The sequence below is a fragment of the Deltaproteobacteria bacterium genome (assembly GCA_026388415.1).
Lineage (GTDB): Bacteria > Desulfobacterota > Syntrophia > Syntrophales > JACQWR01 > JAPLJV01.
This window is the reverse complement of sequence record JAPLJV010000039.1, coordinates 19252-34233: the sequence shown is the minus strand read 5'-3', so window position 1 is coordinate 34233 and position 14982 is coordinate 19252. Positions and strand designations below refer to the sequence as shown.

The following is a 14982-nucleotide window of genomic DNA, read 5'->3' as shown; positions in this document are numbered from 1 at the left end:
ATCCCCCTAAATCCCCCTTTTACAAAGGGGGACTAAAAACGAGCCCCAAAAATCGTCATTCCGGTGCTCTGTTTGGTCCTTGCTTGACGGGGAAACACCGGAATCCAGAAATTTCAATGCGTTACGAAAATACTGGATACCGGCCTCCGCCGGTATGACGATCTTTTACGAGTTCATCCCCGTATTTCCTTGATATGCCTCACCCTTTTTTCGATCAGCGCCTCGGTGCCGATGTCGGAACGGTGACTGACGGCCCCTTTGATAGCGTTGGCTGCTGTTTCTGCGATTTTTTCTGCTTCTGCAAGTTCATTGGCGATGCCGACGACGCCGATGGCCCGCGACGCGGTCATATACAAACCATCGGCCCTGCTGTCCACGGAGGAATAATACAGTCGGGCGCCGGACAGGGGGCCGATCTCAATTTTTTCCTCCCGCGCCGGGATGCCTTGCTCACCCTGCGGCAGGCCGTATTCTTGCGGAACTATGTATTTGCAGACCGTGGCCTGGGCGGCGAATTCAATTTTGATCTTGTCCAGCGTTCCCTCAATGATGGCTTGGCAAACATCGCCAAAATCCGTTTTCAACAGCGGCAGGATATTCATGGCCTCGGGATCGCCGAAGCGGGCGTTGTATTCCAGGAGTTGGACGCCCTGCTTCGTGATCATGAAGCCGCCGTACATAACCCCCCGGTAGCGCTGGCCGGTTTCCCGGTAAACGGCGTCTGCCACCTGCTGCGTGATGGCAAGCCCGGCCGCGATGTCCTTCGATTTCAGAAACGGCAGGCTGTGATCGGCGCAGGAGTAGGAGCCCATGCCGCCCGTATTGGGGCCTTTGTCGTCGTTGAAGCGCCGCTTGTGATCCTGGACCGGGGGCGTGGCAACTACGGTTTTTCCGTCCGTCAGACATTGCAGGGAGTATTCCTCGCCCTCCATTTTTTCTTCAATGGTGACCCAGGGGTGTTCGGTCAGGATGGCGCGGCAGATGGCCAAGGCTTCCTGACGGGACGAGAAATGATCGCCCTGGACCATCACGCCCTTGCCGCCCGTCAGGCCGTCCGGCTTGATGACGACGTCTTCCATTTGATCGAGAAAGGCCTCGATGCCGGCTGCGGAAGAAAAATTGCCGAAGCGGGGATTGCCCGGGATGCCATATTTGGCCAGCAGATTTCTCGTGAAGGATTTGGAGGTCTCGAGGCGCGCCAGGTCTTTCGTGGGACCGACGGAGGGGATGCCGACTTCCGCAAGGACGTCAACCACGCCGTTTTGCAGCGGATCTTCGGGGCCGATGACCGCGAAAGCCGCGCCGCTGGCCTTTGCCCAGTCCCGGATGGCCTGAAGGTCACTGTAGCTGCCGATCTTTACCCTTTCCGCCAGGGCGGCAATGCCGGGGTTATTGCTCTTCATGTAGGCGAAAAGTGCGGGAGAATGAGAGGAACGCAGGATTGCCTCAGCGATGGCATGCTCCCGCGCGCCGTTTCCGATCAAGAGTACCTTCATAGGCGAAATTCCTTAGTAAGTTTAATTTACTTGCATCTCTTGGGCGCCACTTTACCATTCTTCTCTTCGAGAACCTGGATGATAGATTGGGAGTTGGAAATATCCCCGGACACCATCACAAATACCTGCCCTTCCATGCAGAAAGAGCTTACGGAAGTCGAAGCTGGGCCGGAATAATTGCGGAACGCCTTCTTTTCACGGGATAGATCGCCGATATCCTTAACTTCTTTAACTGCTTTAAATTCCGTAACTTCCTTATCTTCTTCTGCATAAACATAACTGCCGTAAAAACTGCTTCATAAATTCCTCCCTTTACCTGAAAATTAACCTCAAATCCCCCTCAATCCCCCTTTGCTAAAGGGGGACTTTACTATTTTTCCCCCTTTACGAAAGGGGGATCTTACCATTCCCCCTCTTTGGCAAAGAGGGGTCAGGGGAGATTTTCTGTTGTCCTTTGTGATGGCGCTCCATCACGAGGGTTTCACCACTTGATCAGTTCCACGTTCGGCAGGGCGCGCCCGAGGAAGCGTTCCCCGATAGCCTGAAAGCGCAGCGGGACATCGGTCACGTAAAACCGATAGTCGGGCGGCAAGATGTCAGGGTTGCTCAGGCCTGTTTCCAGGAGCAGGGAAGCGGTGGCAGCGGCCATCGCCTCGGCGGAATCCACGAGCCGGATATCCGGTCCGACAACATCCCGGAGCGTGGCCTTCAGCAGGGGATAATGCGTGCACCCCAGCACCAGGGTGTCAATATGCTCCGCCAGCACCGGGGCGAGGTATTCCTGGGCCGTCAGCCTCGTCACGGGATGATCCAGCCAGCCTTCTTCGACCAGCGGCACGAACAGGGGGCAGGCCTGGGAAAAAATCCTGACATCCGGCGCGTAACGGTAAATGGCCCGGGCGTAGGCGTTGCTGTTGATGGTAGCCGGCGTGCCGATGACACCCAGGGACCGGGCGCTGGGATCTGCCACGGCGCTCCGGGCGCCGGCATCAATCACATCGAGCACGGGCACCGGCGACAGGGCAGCCACGGCCTCGCGGGCAACGGCGGCCATCGTATTGCACGCAATAACCAGCAGTTTCACCTCCTGCCGCAGCAGGAACTCGGTGATCTGCAGGGCGTAACTGGTAATTGTTGACACCGACTTTATCCCGTAGGGAACGCGGGCAGTATCGCCGAAATAAACGATATTTTCAAAAGGCGCCCGTTCCATCAGGGCCCGGACGACCGTGAGACCGCCGATGCCGGAATCGAATACGCCAATAGGACGATGATTGATCATGGCCATGGCGTTTATAATATATGGACGTTCTTTGTCAATAAATCTTGTCAGCCCTTCAGGGCCGTCAGGATTTCTTCCATATCGGGAAGCTCGCGGATCGGATATACTTTAACAAACTTGACCTTGCCCGTTTCATCAAGGATGATGTTGGCCCTTTCCGAAAACCCTTCGACCCGCAGAATTCCGAGGGATTTGGCCAGCGCCCCGTGGGGCCAGAAATCGGCGAGGAGCCGTGTGCTTTTGATTTTCAGGCTTTTGGCCCAGGCTGCCTTGCAGGGAATGCTGTCAATGCTGATGCCTACGGCCACGGTGTTGAGCTTGTCCAGGGCCTTTTTGCTTTTCTCCAGGGACTGCATCTGCTGTGCGCAGATGGGCGTCCAGGCCAGCGGATGAAAGGAGAGCAGCACCCGTTTCCCCTGGCAACCGGCCAGATTAAAATCCGCCCCGTTCTGGTCCTTAAGATTGAAATCCTTCACCTTCCTGCCTTTTTTCACCGTTTCAGCCATGACTAACCTCCTCAATTTTGTGTAGGATGTGCCCCTTTCTTTGATAACCTGCTGCCGACTGTGCGGAGTATAGGTGACGGCATTCCGGTATGTCAAGATAATTTGACGGTAGAATAGGGCGGATAATGTCAAAAAAAATGTGTTATTTTTTGCTGAATTGTATTATTGTAACCCCAGGGAGGTGATGAGCAATGAACTACTGGAATCCTTACACGGAAACATTACCGAGAGAAAAACTGGATGAAATCGAGTTTTCCTATTTCCAGAATATTTTCTCCTATGCCAAGAACAATTCCAATCTCTACCGGGACAAATTGCAGGGGATTGACGTTGGCGATCTGAAAACAAGGGAGGATATCAAGAAGGTTCCCTTCACCTACAAGGAAGAGCTGAGGAAGTGGCAGGAGAACGTCGAGCCCTTCCCCTACGGCGGCCTCCTCGGCGTGCCGATTGAGGAGGTCTGCACCTTCCGGCAGACCAGCGGCACCACGGGGAAACCCGTTTATGTCCCGGAAACGTATGAAAGCTGGCAGTGGCGAGTTGAATCCTGGTGTCATATCCTCTATATGGCCGGTTTCCGGCCCCGGCACAGGCTTTTCCTGCCCTTTGGCTATAACATTTACGTCGCCTTCTGGGAGGCCCACTATGCCGCCGAAAAATTGGGGTGCGAAGTAATCCCGGGCGGCGCCCTCGATACCAAAGGCCGGATCAACAAGATCATTGAACTGAAGGCCAATGCCATGGCCGGTACGCCTACCTACTGTCTCAACATTGCCCAGGAAGCCAAGGAGATGGGCATTGACCCGAAATCCCTGGGGATCGAACGGATCCTGGGCGCCGGCGAACCGCTGCCCGAGGCGACGCGGCGGCGGATAGAGGAAACCTACGGCTGCCATTGTTTTGATCATATCGGCAGCACGGAGACCTGCGGCTTTGCGGGCATGTGCGAGGCCAAGGACGGCCTGCATATTATCGAGCCCTTTTTCCTCGTGGAGCTGCTCGACCGCGAGACACTCTCCAAAGAGGTGGCGGAGGGTGAGCAGGGCGTAATCGTGATCACGCCTCTCGGCCGGAGATCTTTCCCCGTCCTGCGCTTCAACACCATGGATGTGGCGATCAAGGGACCGGACAGTTGCAGTTGCGGCCGGACGTCGCGAAAGCTCATGGAGATTGTCGGCCGGGTGGATGATATCCGGAAGATCCGCGGCGTGCTGTTCTCTCCGAAGACCGTGGAGCAATTAGTGCGGGCGGAATTCCCGGAAATTGTCGAATATGAGATTGTGGTTACGCGGGAAGACATCATGGATGAGATTGCCTTGAGAATCGAATTTACTCCGGAACTGAGTGCGGCGGCGGCCGAAGAGTCGGCCCGGCGTCTGACGGAAAGACACAAAATCAAGACGAATCTTACCTGTAAAGTAAAGATCGAAGCTCCGGGGATCCTGCCGCGTTTTGCCCTGAAGGCCAAACGCTTCCATGATAAGAGAGAGGTTATAAAATGATGGATGAAATCAGGAAGGAGATAAAGAGCCTGGAAGAGGGCGCCGAGCGACTGAAGGCGCTCGGCAAGGACAATAACGCCATCAGGAAGAATGCCGAAATCATCCTGACCCAACTGTACCTGCTGAAATTCATCACGCCCCGGGTTTAGTGCTTTGTTGCTGCGAGACCTTTGCGTAACTCCCTTGTTCGTCATTCCGGTGAAAACCGGAATCCAGAAAGTGGTTGATAATACTGGATACCGGCCTGCGCCGGTATGACATAATTGCTGGTTTTATGTGGTTGTGCAAAGGTCTCGCTGCGTCGAGAGTTCCTGTATGATCGCTTCCAGCATGGAGGAAATGACCGAGAGGTCCGAGTCACTGTCAAGGTGGGGCAGAATATCCGGCTCCGGCTGCTCGCCCTTTATTTCCTTCTCCAGAACTTTGCAGAATACGAGCATGATTTTGTTGTCAAACTGACTTAACAGACATCTTTTTAATTCACCAAGGGCAGATTGTACAGACATCCTTTTCCGGTAGGGGCGCTGGGAAGTCATCGCGTCGAACGAATCGGCAAGCGTGAGAATTCTGACTCCGTCGCTCAGGGAACCCTCCGCCAGCTCCTCTGGATAGCCGTGTCCGTCGAGACGTTCGTGGTGGTGCCAGACTATATCCTGGACGTTCTTCCAGGGGAATTTTATCTTTGACGTGATGTTGTGGGACAGGGTTGAGTGTTTTCTTATTTCTGCAAATTCCTCCGGCGTAAAGGGTGTTACCTTGTTCAACAGTTCGTTACTGATAGCCAACTTGCCGACGTCGTGGAGATACCCGGCAACGTAGATGCCTTCTATATCGTGCTCGTTCCAGCCGAGTTCCCGCGCAATGGCGGCTGAATATTTCGCGACCCGGTGGGAGTGGTTTTGCGTATAAACGTCTTTGGCGTCAATCGCTGCGGCAAAGGCCTGGAGCGTGCCGTGGTAGATGTGCCGCATCTCTTCGTAGAGGCGGCGATTTTCAGCGAGTTTGTCCGAAAGATCCATGAAAAGGGCGTGGTTGTTGATAACGATCGCGATCTGGTTGGCGATAACATTGATCAGTTCCAGTTCTTCCAGGGTATAAGGGCCGGCTGTTAACTTGCCCGAAAGCAGCAGAACGCCGATAAAGTCATCTCTTACCCAAAGGGGAGTCAGTATCTCTGCCCCGGCAACGGTGGGGACGGGGTCATAGCCGATGACGCAGGGTTCGTTTTTACCGAGCGATATCAGCTCTTCGGGATTGACGCGGGCCAGGTCAGCCGGCGCGAAACCCTTTTGTATCAAAGTAGTTAGCCTGTTTGTCGCTTTGTCATAAGAAAGTATCGCGCCCTTGTTCGCCAGAAATGTGCCGGTTATTACATAAAGCGTTGACTGTATCTTTTCCTGAAAATCATTTACAGACGTTATGGCCTCCCCAAGATCTACCAGGGCGGATATGTTATACAGCGCTTTTTTTAGTTCTGTGCTCATACTTTTCCAGTGTTCAGGTATTTTAAGGCATCGCTCTCGACCGGGAAAACCCGCATATATTGGATAAGACCGAGCATCTCGAAGGTGTCCTGGAGGAACTTGGACATGTTCGTACAGCAAATCGTGCCTTTGATATTCCTTAGATCTTCAATGATCTGCAGCAGGAGCGATATGCCGATGGAATTGATCAGATCTGTTTCGCTGAAATTAACCACGATCTTCGTTATTCCCTTGTCAATGTAAGCGCCGCATTCGATGACCATACTTTCGCCCGAGAGATTGTTTAAGTATCCCTTGGGGTAAATGACCGCAGTGTCTCCTTCGAGTCTCGACGTAACGCTGAACTGCATCGTTTTCATTTAAGCACCTCTTTGTCTTTAATTTCTTTGGTCAGTATCACTCTGGTCCTATCGTTTACCCTCTCGATCTTTACGCTGTCCATAATCGAGTAAACAAGTTTTAATCCCCAGCCCCTCTTCACGCCCAGCCGCAGCTTCTCTGCCACGGGAACTTCCGGGAGCGAATCGGCAGAGAACTGCCTGCCGGAGCTCTCTATTATTATCTCAAGTTTGTCTGATCTCGTGATGAATTTAAGAAAGACCTTTTTTTCGTAACTCCCGCTGTGTTCCATGGCATTGATGCAGACCTCAATCAGCGCCAGTTGTAAATAATTCAGGAACTCGGAATCGAGATTAATGTTGACGCCGATCTGTTCCACCGCCTTGGCAACCACGAGCTCTGCGTTCGAACTCATCGGAATCACCAGCTCAAAGCATGATTCTTCCCGGGCCGCAATGTATTTCTCTGCTATCTTTTCCCGGGTATAGTTGGCATCTCTGCCCTCTATTTCCTGCCCGTAAAGACAGCGGATGAGATCCTGGAGCACCGCCTCCTGATTATGGATGATACCTGCCGCCTCCATTACGGCGATAATCGCTTCCGCTTCGGTCCGGCCCAATCCGGATACGATCGCGAGCCTTTCACCGTCGGCGATACCCCCGTTTTCAACAGCGTGCATGAGGAGTTTAAGCATCGCCTTTCTTCCGGCCGCATTCCCGACATAACGGCTGAATACGGAAGACCAGTAAAATGCGGTTTCACCGGCGGAAACTTCAAAACTGTAACACTCGATCAGGTCCTTTTCAGTTAGCTCCTGTTTCTGCATTTTTGCGGCAGCTTTGGCGATATTCCTGATATAAAGCGGGTTTCCCTTCAATATATCCAAAAACTGGAGTTGCACGCCCGGCGCGCAGGTTATCTTCAGGTTGGCAAGATGAGATCTGAAAAGCCTTTTGGCCAGGTCTTCCGGAAGCGGACCGAGGCGCATTTTTTCCGTCTTCCCGAGGAGGGAATGGTCGCTGAAAATAGTCTCCAGCGCTTCCGCCGAGCCGGTGATAACGTGCGGGCAGCGGTTGTTGCGCATTGATTCCGCGAAGAGGCTGATCAGATTGTGCGCATCGTCGAGGCTGGTTTCATAGAGGTGTAAAGCCGCGTCAAAGTCGTCCAGCATCACGATAACCGGCTTGCCGCTTTTTTGAGCGGCGACAACCGGGGCTGATATGGCAGCGACCATCTGCCAGTAAAAATCATTATTGTGAACATATTTCTGAAAATCTTCGATGCAATCGCTCAGCCAGTATAAGCCGAGCGAAGATATCGCCGGCATAAGGCGCTCAAGCGGCTCAGCCGCATTGTCGGCGAGGGAAGGGTCCTTTTTTACACAGGAGATGTATTGTCTGACAAATCTGGTGAAATAGTCCCTGGCAAAATAGGTACCCTTCAGGTTCGCTGTCTTGAAGGAATAGTAAAATGGCGTCACCTGGTCTTCCCAAAAGAGCGGGCGGTAAAGCTGTTTTAGAAGCTCAGTCTTCCCCATCCCCCTGGCGCCTGACAGGAACACGTCGCCGCCCAGGGCTTTTTCCTTTAATGCGGACAGGCCTTGCAGATAATCAAGCTCATTTTCCCTGTTCAGAAAGTCTGCTGCGGGAATGGCGTTAAACGGCACCGGTAGCTCACACTCCTAATTAAAAAAATGTTGACGCCTCTTGGCCCCGGACTTTAATGGAAAGGGTGTTATGAGTCAAGAAGAATTAGAGAAGAATTAGGGTAGGGGCGACGCATGCGTCGCCAGTTACATAAGGGCAAGAAATATTACTCCTTGCTTCAGCGTTTTTTTTCGGTTAAATGACAAACGTTCTGGCGAATTTGCAGGAGTGAATTCAGACGATCAATTTTCACATAAACGGGATATAGCAGGTACATGACAAGCTTGGCCACCCAGATATTGGCGGGAGATGTGCTGGCCGCCTCCAGACTGATGCGGGACGTAGATGATCGCCTGCCGGAAGCCATCAAAATACTGAAGGAACTGTTTCCCTATACGGGCAGAGCCGACATTATCGGGATAACGGGCGCTCCCGGTTCGGGTAAATCCACGCTGGTGGACCGGATGGTGGAGGTTTTTCGTAAAGACGGCAAAAGCGTCGGGGTGGTAGCCATTGACCCCAGCAGTCCCTTCAGCGGCGGTGCGCTCCTGGGGGACCGCTTTCGCATGCAGCGCCACACCAACGACGCCGGGGTCTTCATCCGTTCGCTGGCGACGCGGGGCTGCCTGGGCGGATTGACCCGTTCCACCCATGATATTGTCAATGTGATGGACGCCATGGGCAAGGACATCATCCTCGTCGAGACAGTAGGGGTCGGGCAGGATGAAGTCGAGATTGCCAACCTGGCCCATACGGCGATTGTCGTCCTGGCGCCCGGGATGGGCGATGATATTCAGGCCATGAAGGCCGGGATTATTGAAATCGCTGATATTTTCGTCATCAATAAGTGTGAAAGAGAGGGGGCTGATAAAACAGAACGAGAACTCCGCATGGTTCTGTCAATGAGCAGTAGGAGAGACAAGGAATGGGAGCCGGACATTTTCCAGACAGAGGCCATTCTGGGCAAGGGAATTGTGGAGCTCCTGGCGGGAATTTCCCGGCATAAGCAGGCCCTGGAGCAAAGCGGGGGATTAGACAGAAAACTCAGAGCGAGAAAGAAGGCAATCTTTTTGGAGATTCTGCAAAACGAGCTCATGAACCATTTCGTGGCCGCCATAGAGGAAAAGGGTAGGTGGGATCAGATCATTGACGATCTGATCGAGAAGCGGATAGATCCCTACTCTTTAGTCAAGCGCCTGATGATGGAAGAGTTTGATAATAAAGAAAGGTGGAAGGATATCTTGTGAAATCAGTAGAAGAGCTCAGAAACGAGTTGCAAAAGAGGAATGAAGAAGCCCTGCGGGGGGGCGAAAAGGCCAGGGTCGAGAAACAGCATAAAGACGGGAAACTGACGGCGCGCGAAAGAATTAATCTTCTCCTCGACGAGGGTTCATTTGTGGAAGTGGACCGCTTTGTCACTCACAATTGCACCGATTTCGGGATGGCGGCGAAGAAATTTTACGGCGATGGCGTCATCACGGGATACGGTAAAATCTACGGTCGTCTGGTCTATGTTTTTTCTCAGGACTTCACCATTTTTGGCGGCGCCCTCGGCATGGCCTTTGCGCAAAAGATATGCAAAGTTATGGATTTAGCGATGAAAGTCGGCGCCCCAATAATCGGCCTGAATGATTCCGGCGGCGCGCGAATCCAGGAAGGCGTCGAAAGCCTGGCCGGCTATGCCTACATCTTTCTTAAAAATGCCCTTGCCTCGGGCGTGATTCCGCAAATCTCGGCCATCATGGGCCCCTGCGCCGGAGGCGCCGTTTACTCCCCCGCCTTGACCGACTTCATCATGATGACGAAGAAGACCAGCTACTTGCACATCACGGGCCCCGATGTAATCAAAGCGGCCCTGAACAACACAGTAACCCCCGACGGCCAGCCCATCACCTCCGAAGTGCTGGGGGGATCGGAGGTGCACATGACGAAGAGCGGGGTGGCCCATTTCGCCGGTGAGAATGATGCCGCAACGCTTCAGCAGATCAGGGAATTGCTTACGTTTTTCCCGCAAAATAATCGTGAAAAACCTCCGGTCATTGCGTGTACCGATGATCCCAACCGCCGCGAAGATTCGTTGAAAACTATCATCCCGGCCAGCGCCAAGAAGATCTACGACATGAAGAAGGTCATTCTGGCGGTCGTTGACCATGGTTACTTCCTCGAAGTGCAGAAGGAATACGCAAAAAACATCGTCGTCGGGTTTGCCCGCTTTGGCGGGATGCCGGTGGGAATAGTCGCGAACCAGCCTAACCGGCTGGCCGGCTCTTTAGACTCTGATTCCTCGGTGAAGGCGGCCCGCTTCGTCCGTTTCTGCGACTCCTTCAATATCCCGCTCGTCACCTTTGTTGACGTCCCCGGCTTTCTGCCCGGCATTGACATGGAAACAAGAGGCATTATCCGCCATGGGGCGAAGCTCCTCTATGCCTTCTGTGAAGCCACCGTCCCCAAGATAACGATCATCACGCGCAAGGGGTATGGCGGCGCTTATGATGTCATGTCGAGCAAGCACATCCGCGGCGACATCAACTACTGTTACCCTACCGCCGAAATTGCCGTGATGGGGGCTCAAGGCGCCGTGAATATCGTCTTCAGAAACGAGATCAAGAACGCCACGGACAACAAGGAGACCCACCGGCAGTTGGTTGCCGAATATGAGGAAAAATTTGCCAGCCCCTATAAGGCGGCCGCCCTGGGATATGTTGATGAAATCATTTTTCCGGAAGAGACACGGCCCAGGATAATCCAGGCCCTGGAGTCCTTGCGGAACAAAATTGACACCAACCCCTGGCGCAAACACGGCAATATACCGCTATAGATTGGTTATAACAAGGGAGCGCACAATGACAGGAAGCATTCGCGAAACACAGGAATATTGGGAAGAAACCACCCTGAATAAATCTCTGGCCAAAGGACGGGAGCGTAAGCCGGTCTTTAAAACCACCTCTCAGACCGAAACAAAACGCCTTTATACTCCTGCCGATACGGAGGGTATGGACTATGGCCGGGATTTGGGATTCCCGGGCGATTATCCTTTCACACGCGGTGTCCAGCCGACCATGTACCGGGGGCGATTCTGGACCATGCGCCAGTACGCGGGATTTGGCACGGCTCAAGAGACCAACCAACGCTACCGGTATCTTCTTGACCACGGACAGACGGGGTTAAGCGTTGCTTTTGACCTTCCTACCCAGGTCGGCTACGATTCCGATCATCCCCTGGCCGAGGGCGAGGTAGGCAAGGCAGGCGTTGCCATTGACTCTCTGCGGGATATGGAGATTCTTTTTGACGGCATCCCGCTCGATAAGGTTTCGACCTCCATGACCATCACCTCCCCGGCCGCCATCCTGCTGGCCATGTATGTAGTCGTGGCGGAAAAGCAGGGGGTCAAGTCAGCAGTCCTGCAGGGGACCATCCAAAATGATATCTTGAAGGAATATGCGGCGCGCGGGACATATATTTTCCCACCGCTGCCGTCCATGCGGATTACCACGGACATCTTCGCCTTCTGTAATGAGCATCTGCCCCGCTGGAACAGCATCAGCATCAGTGGCTATCACATGCGGGAAGCCGGCTGCTCCGCCGTGCAGGAAGTCGCTTTTACATTGGCCAACGGTATTGCCTACGTGGAAGCAGCCATTCGTGCGGGTCTGAATATTGATTCCTTCGCGTCCCGGCTGTCCTTTTTTTTCAATGCCCACAACGACTTCCTCGAGGAGATTGCCAAATTCCGGGCCGCGCGGAGACTCTGGGCCAAGATCATGCGGGAACGCTTTCACGCCAAAAAGGATGAATCATGCATCCTGCGCTTCCATACCCAGACGGCGGGCTGCACCCTGACCTATCAGCAACCGGACAACAATGTCATCCGGGTGGCCTTTCAGGCGCTGGCAGCGGTTCTGGGCGGAACGCAATCGCTGCACACCAATTCCCGAGATGAGGCGTTCTCCCTGCCTTCCGAGGATTCCGTGCGCATCGCGCTGAGAACCCAGCAGGTCATTGCTTATGAAAGCGGCGTGGCCGATACCATTGATCCGCTGGCTGGATCGTATGCCATTGAAGCCATGACGAATGACATTGAGAATAGGGCCAGCGAGTATATCGCCAAAATTGATGAGATGGGAGGCGCGGTCAAGGCCATCGGAGCCGGTTTCATGCAACGGGAGATTGCCGAGAGCGCGTATCAATACCAGAAGGATATAGAAGCGAAGGAGAGGATTATTGTCGGCGTCAATCAATTTCAGGTAGAAGAGGCGCCGCTCCAGGATATCTTCCGCATCCAGGCCGGGTCGGAGGCCAACCAGAAAGAACAACTATCCCGCGTCAAGCAGGAAAGGGATGATCGCCAAGTGCAGCAGGCCTTGACTGTTCTCCGGAAGACGGCGGAGGGAACTGGCAATCTGGTGCCGCCTATCCTTGCCGCAGTGAGGCTTTACGCGACGGTCGGTGAAATATCGGATACATTGAGAGCAGTATTTGGAGAATATCGAGAACTGTAGAGGTGGATTATGGCAAAAAAGATAAGGATATTGATCGCCAAACCGGGATTGGATGGCCATGACCGGGGCGCTAAAATCATTGCGCGGGCCCTGCGGGATGCCGGGATGGAAGTGATTTATACGGGAATAAGACAGACCCCGGAACAAATAGCCAATACGGCGATTCAAGAGGGAGTGGATATGGTCGGTCTTTCCTGCCTTTCGGGAGCGCACAGCACCCTCTTTCCCAAAGTAGTCGAGATTTTAAAACAGAAAGGCGCCGGCGACATCCATATTTTCGGTGGCGGCATCATTCCTGTTGCTGACATCCCTGCCTTAAAAGAGGCTGGCGTTCACGAGATATTTCCACCCGGCACCTCCACGCAGGAGATTATCAGGTATATAGAGGCTAACGCCAAGTGACCCAAGAATCATCATGGAAATAGGGAGGAAGCTATGCTCAAGAAGATTAACCATATCGCCCTGGCGGTGGAGAACATTGATGAAGCGGCGAAATTTTATCAAAATTGCTTAGGTCTGGAACTTTCCGGCATCGAGACCATCAGCGCCCAGAAGACAAAAGTGGGATTTTTCCGGATCGGGGCGTCAAGTATCGAACTCGTCCAACCGGCGGAACCAGATTCCCCCCTCCAGAAGTTCCTGGCAGCGAAAGGGCAGGGGATTCACCATATCTGTTTCGAAGTGGATGATATTGAGGCCGAGATCAAGAACCTCCTAGAAAGAGGAGCCACCATGATAGATCGTGAACCCAGGCCGGGCGCTCATAATGCCCGAGTCGCTTTCATCCATCCCAAATCCGCCGCCGGAGTTCTTATCGAGCTTGTCGAACTTGCCCAGGGGTAATCAATCATCACTTCAATCGTTGCTGGTGGGCTTGCTGCCGGGCGCCCTGATCATCAAGACCGGCACATGGGAATAATGGAGTACCCGATCGGCCACGCTGCCTATCAGCCAACGGCTTACCCCGGAGCGTCCATGCGTGGCAATGAGGAGCAGATCAACATTATTTTTTTCAGCATAGTTGGCCAGGGTTTCCGCAATCCGTCCTTCCAGGATTTCACATTTTATCTCAGTCCCATACTGCTTGAATGGTCCGGCGATCCGGTTCAAGTACTCTTCTGCGGTAGATTTTCTTTCTGTCCCCATTTTTTCCCAGTATTCGGCATTGGACGCAAAGATGTCCTCCTGCGCGGAAGACGCAAAAGTTTCCACAGAAGCACCGTACATGGCCGTCGGCAGCGGCTCCAAGACCCATAAAAATACCGCTGTTTTCGCCATGCCTCCCCTAATAAAGGCCTCCGCGTGCGGGAGCACACACTCCGCCAATTCCGAACCGTCCAACGGGATCATGATTTTCTGATACATGTCCTCCTCCTTTCCCCAACCAAGATACGGCCATGTAATTATCATAAAGGGATTGACATATGCAATAATAATGAATTAGGTTCGGCCATGCTGATTGATTCGCACACCCATCTGGAGATGGAGGATTTTGACGTGGACCGGGATGCCGTTATCGAGCGGGCCAGGCAGGCCGGGGTCGGGTTCATGATCACCGTTGGCACATCTATCACTTATTGTAAAAAGGCGCTGGATCTGGCCGGTCGCTACCAGGAGGTCTATGTGGCGGTGGGTATCCATCCCCATGACGCGAAGGACATTGATGCCGGGACTTATGACGAGCTCCGGGAACTGGCCGCACGGGAAAAGGTGGTGGCCTATGGCGAGATAGGGCTGGATTTTTTCCGTAACTTGTCGCCCCGACAGGTGCAGATCGAACGGTTTGGCGAGCAGTTGGAGCTGGCGGTGGAGATCGGCTTGCCCGTGATTATCCACGATCGCGATGCCCATAAAGAAACCCTGGCCATGCTTGGCGCCCGGCAAGGAAAACTGAGCGGGGTCATCCACTGTTTTTCGGGTGACCGCACCATGGCCGGGAAATGCCTGGATATGGGTTTTGCCATCTCCATACCGGGGACGGTCACTTTTGAGAAGGCCGAAGAACTGCGGCAAGTGGTGCAGTATGTTCCTCTGGGATGTTTGCTCGTAGAAACGGATGCCCCCTACCTGGCGCCGCAGCCCCACCGGGGGAAACGTAACGAACCGGCCTATGTGGCTGAAACGGCAGCCAGAATAGCGGAGTTGAAAGGTCTCTCTTACGAGGAAGTTGCCAGTCGCACGACAGCAAATGCCAGGAAATTGTTCGGTTTGAACATGATTTAGGGAAA

15 protein-coding genes are annotated in these 14982 nt (G+C 53.5%); 8 read left to right on the top strand and 7 right to left on the bottom strand.

What is annotated here, in order from left to right; genetic code table 11:
* Window positions 1-173 precede the first annotated feature (173 nt).
* The 3 genes from purD to NT140_08005 all read right to left on the bottom strand — a co-directional run bounded on the left by purD (window position 174) and on the right by NT140_08005 (window position 3284).
* Window positions 174-1496, bottom strand: coding sequence for a phosphoribosylamine--glycine ligase (gene purD, locus NT140_08015; GenBank protein MCX5831815.1), 1323 nt, complete (start codon window positions 1494-1496; stop codon window positions 174-176).
* A gap of 481 nt (window positions 1497-1977) precedes the next feature.
* Entirely contained in the window at window positions 1978-2778 is an 801-nt protein-coding gene (gene murI, locus NT140_08010) for a glutamate racemase (GenBank protein ID MCX5831814.1), read from the bottom strand.
* A gap of 47 nt (window positions 2779-2825) precedes the next feature.
* On the bottom strand, window positions 2826-3284 hold the full coding sequence (locus NT140_08005; GenBank protein MCX5831813.1) for a redoxin domain-containing protein: 459 nt from the start codon (window positions 3282-3284) through the stop codon (window positions 2826-2828).
* 191 nt (window positions 3285-3475) lie between these two features.
* Between NT140_08005 and NT140_08000 the strand changes: the two genes are divergently transcribed.
* A complete protein-coding gene (locus tag NT140_08000; protein ID MCX5831812.1) occupies window positions 3476-4786 on the top strand; it encodes an AMP-binding protein in 1311 nt (436 codons plus the stop codon).
* Window positions 4783-4935, top strand: a complete 153-nt coding sequence (locus NT140_07995) for a hypothetical protein (protein MCX5831811.1) — start codon at window positions 4783-4785, stop codon at window positions 4933-4935. Before NT140_08000 ends, NT140_07995 begins: the two co-directional genes overlap by 4 nt.
* 123 nt (window positions 4936-5058) lie before the next feature.
* On the opposite strand, the gene NT140_07990 is transcribed toward NT140_07995, so the two are convergent.
* From NT140_07990 to NT140_07980, 3 genes are read right to left on the bottom strand one after another with little or no spacing between them, the layout of a single operon-like run.
* Window positions 5059-6270, bottom strand: a complete 1212-nt coding sequence (locus NT140_07990; GenBank protein ID MCX5831810.1) for an HD domain-containing protein — start codon at window positions 6268-6270, stop codon at window positions 5059-5061.
* The gene (locus NT140_07985) at window positions 6267-6629 is read right to left on the bottom strand and encodes an STAS domain-containing protein (protein MCX5831809.1); all 363 of its coding nucleotides are present in this window, start codon (window positions 6627-6629) and stop codon (window positions 6267-6269) included. The genes NT140_07990 and NT140_07985 overlap by 4 nt, the downstream gene beginning before the upstream one ends.
* Complete coding sequence (locus NT140_07980; GenBank protein ID MCX5831808.1) at window positions 6626-8275, bottom strand: ATP-binding protein; 1650 nt, start codon at window positions 8273-8275, stop codon at window positions 6626-6628. The genes NT140_07985 and NT140_07980 overlap by 4 nt, the downstream gene beginning before the upstream one ends.
* Window positions 8276-8530: 255 nt before the next feature.
* On the opposite strand from NT140_07980, the gene meaB reads away from it, so the two are divergent.
* From meaB to mce, 5 genes are read left to right on the top strand one after another with little or no spacing between them, the layout of a single operon-like run.
* Complete coding sequence (gene meaB / locus NT140_07975) at window positions 8531-9502, top strand: methylmalonyl Co-A mutase-associated GTPase MeaB (protein ID MCX5831807.1); 972 nt, start codon at window positions 8531-8533, stop codon at window positions 9500-9502.
* Complete coding sequence (locus NT140_07970; protein ID MCX5831806.1) at window positions 9499-11073, top strand: acyl-CoA carboxylase subunit beta; 1575 nt, start codon at window positions 9499-9501, stop codon at window positions 11071-11073. The genes meaB and NT140_07970 overlap by 4 nt, the downstream gene beginning before the upstream one ends.
* Before the next feature lie 25 nt (window positions 11074-11098).
* Window positions 11099-12754 (top strand): methylmalonyl-CoA mutase family protein, encoded by a 1656-nt coding sequence (locus NT140_07965; GenBank protein MCX5831805.1) that lies wholly within the window; start codon window positions 11099-11101, stop codon window positions 12752-12754.
* A 6-nt stretch (window positions 12755-12760) separates the two neighbouring features.
* Window positions 12761-13156, top strand: a complete 396-nt coding sequence (locus NT140_07960) for a cobalamin B12-binding domain-containing protein (GenBank protein ID MCX5831804.1) — start codon at window positions 12761-12763, stop codon at window positions 13154-13156.
* A gap of 33 nt (window positions 13157-13189) precedes the next feature.
* A complete protein-coding gene (gene mce / locus NT140_07955; GenBank protein ID MCX5831803.1) occupies window positions 13190-13597 on the top strand; it encodes a methylmalonyl-CoA epimerase in 408 nt (135 codons plus the stop codon).
* Between the two features lie 12 nt (window positions 13598-13609).
* Here the strand turns inward: mce and NT140_07950 are convergent, their stop codons facing one another.
* On the bottom strand, window positions 13610-14119 hold the full coding sequence (locus NT140_07950; GenBank protein MCX5831802.1) for a universal stress protein: 510 nt from the start codon (window positions 14117-14119) through the stop codon (window positions 13610-13612).
* Window positions 14120-14206: 87 nt separating this feature from the next.
* Here NT140_07950 and NT140_07945 point away from each other — a divergent pair, with 87 nt between their 5' ends.
* Entirely contained in the window at window positions 14207-14977 is a 771-nt protein-coding gene (locus NT140_07945) for a TatD family hydrolase (GenBank protein ID MCX5831801.1), read from the top strand.
* The last annotated feature ends 5 nt before the right edge of the window (window positions 14978-14982 follow it).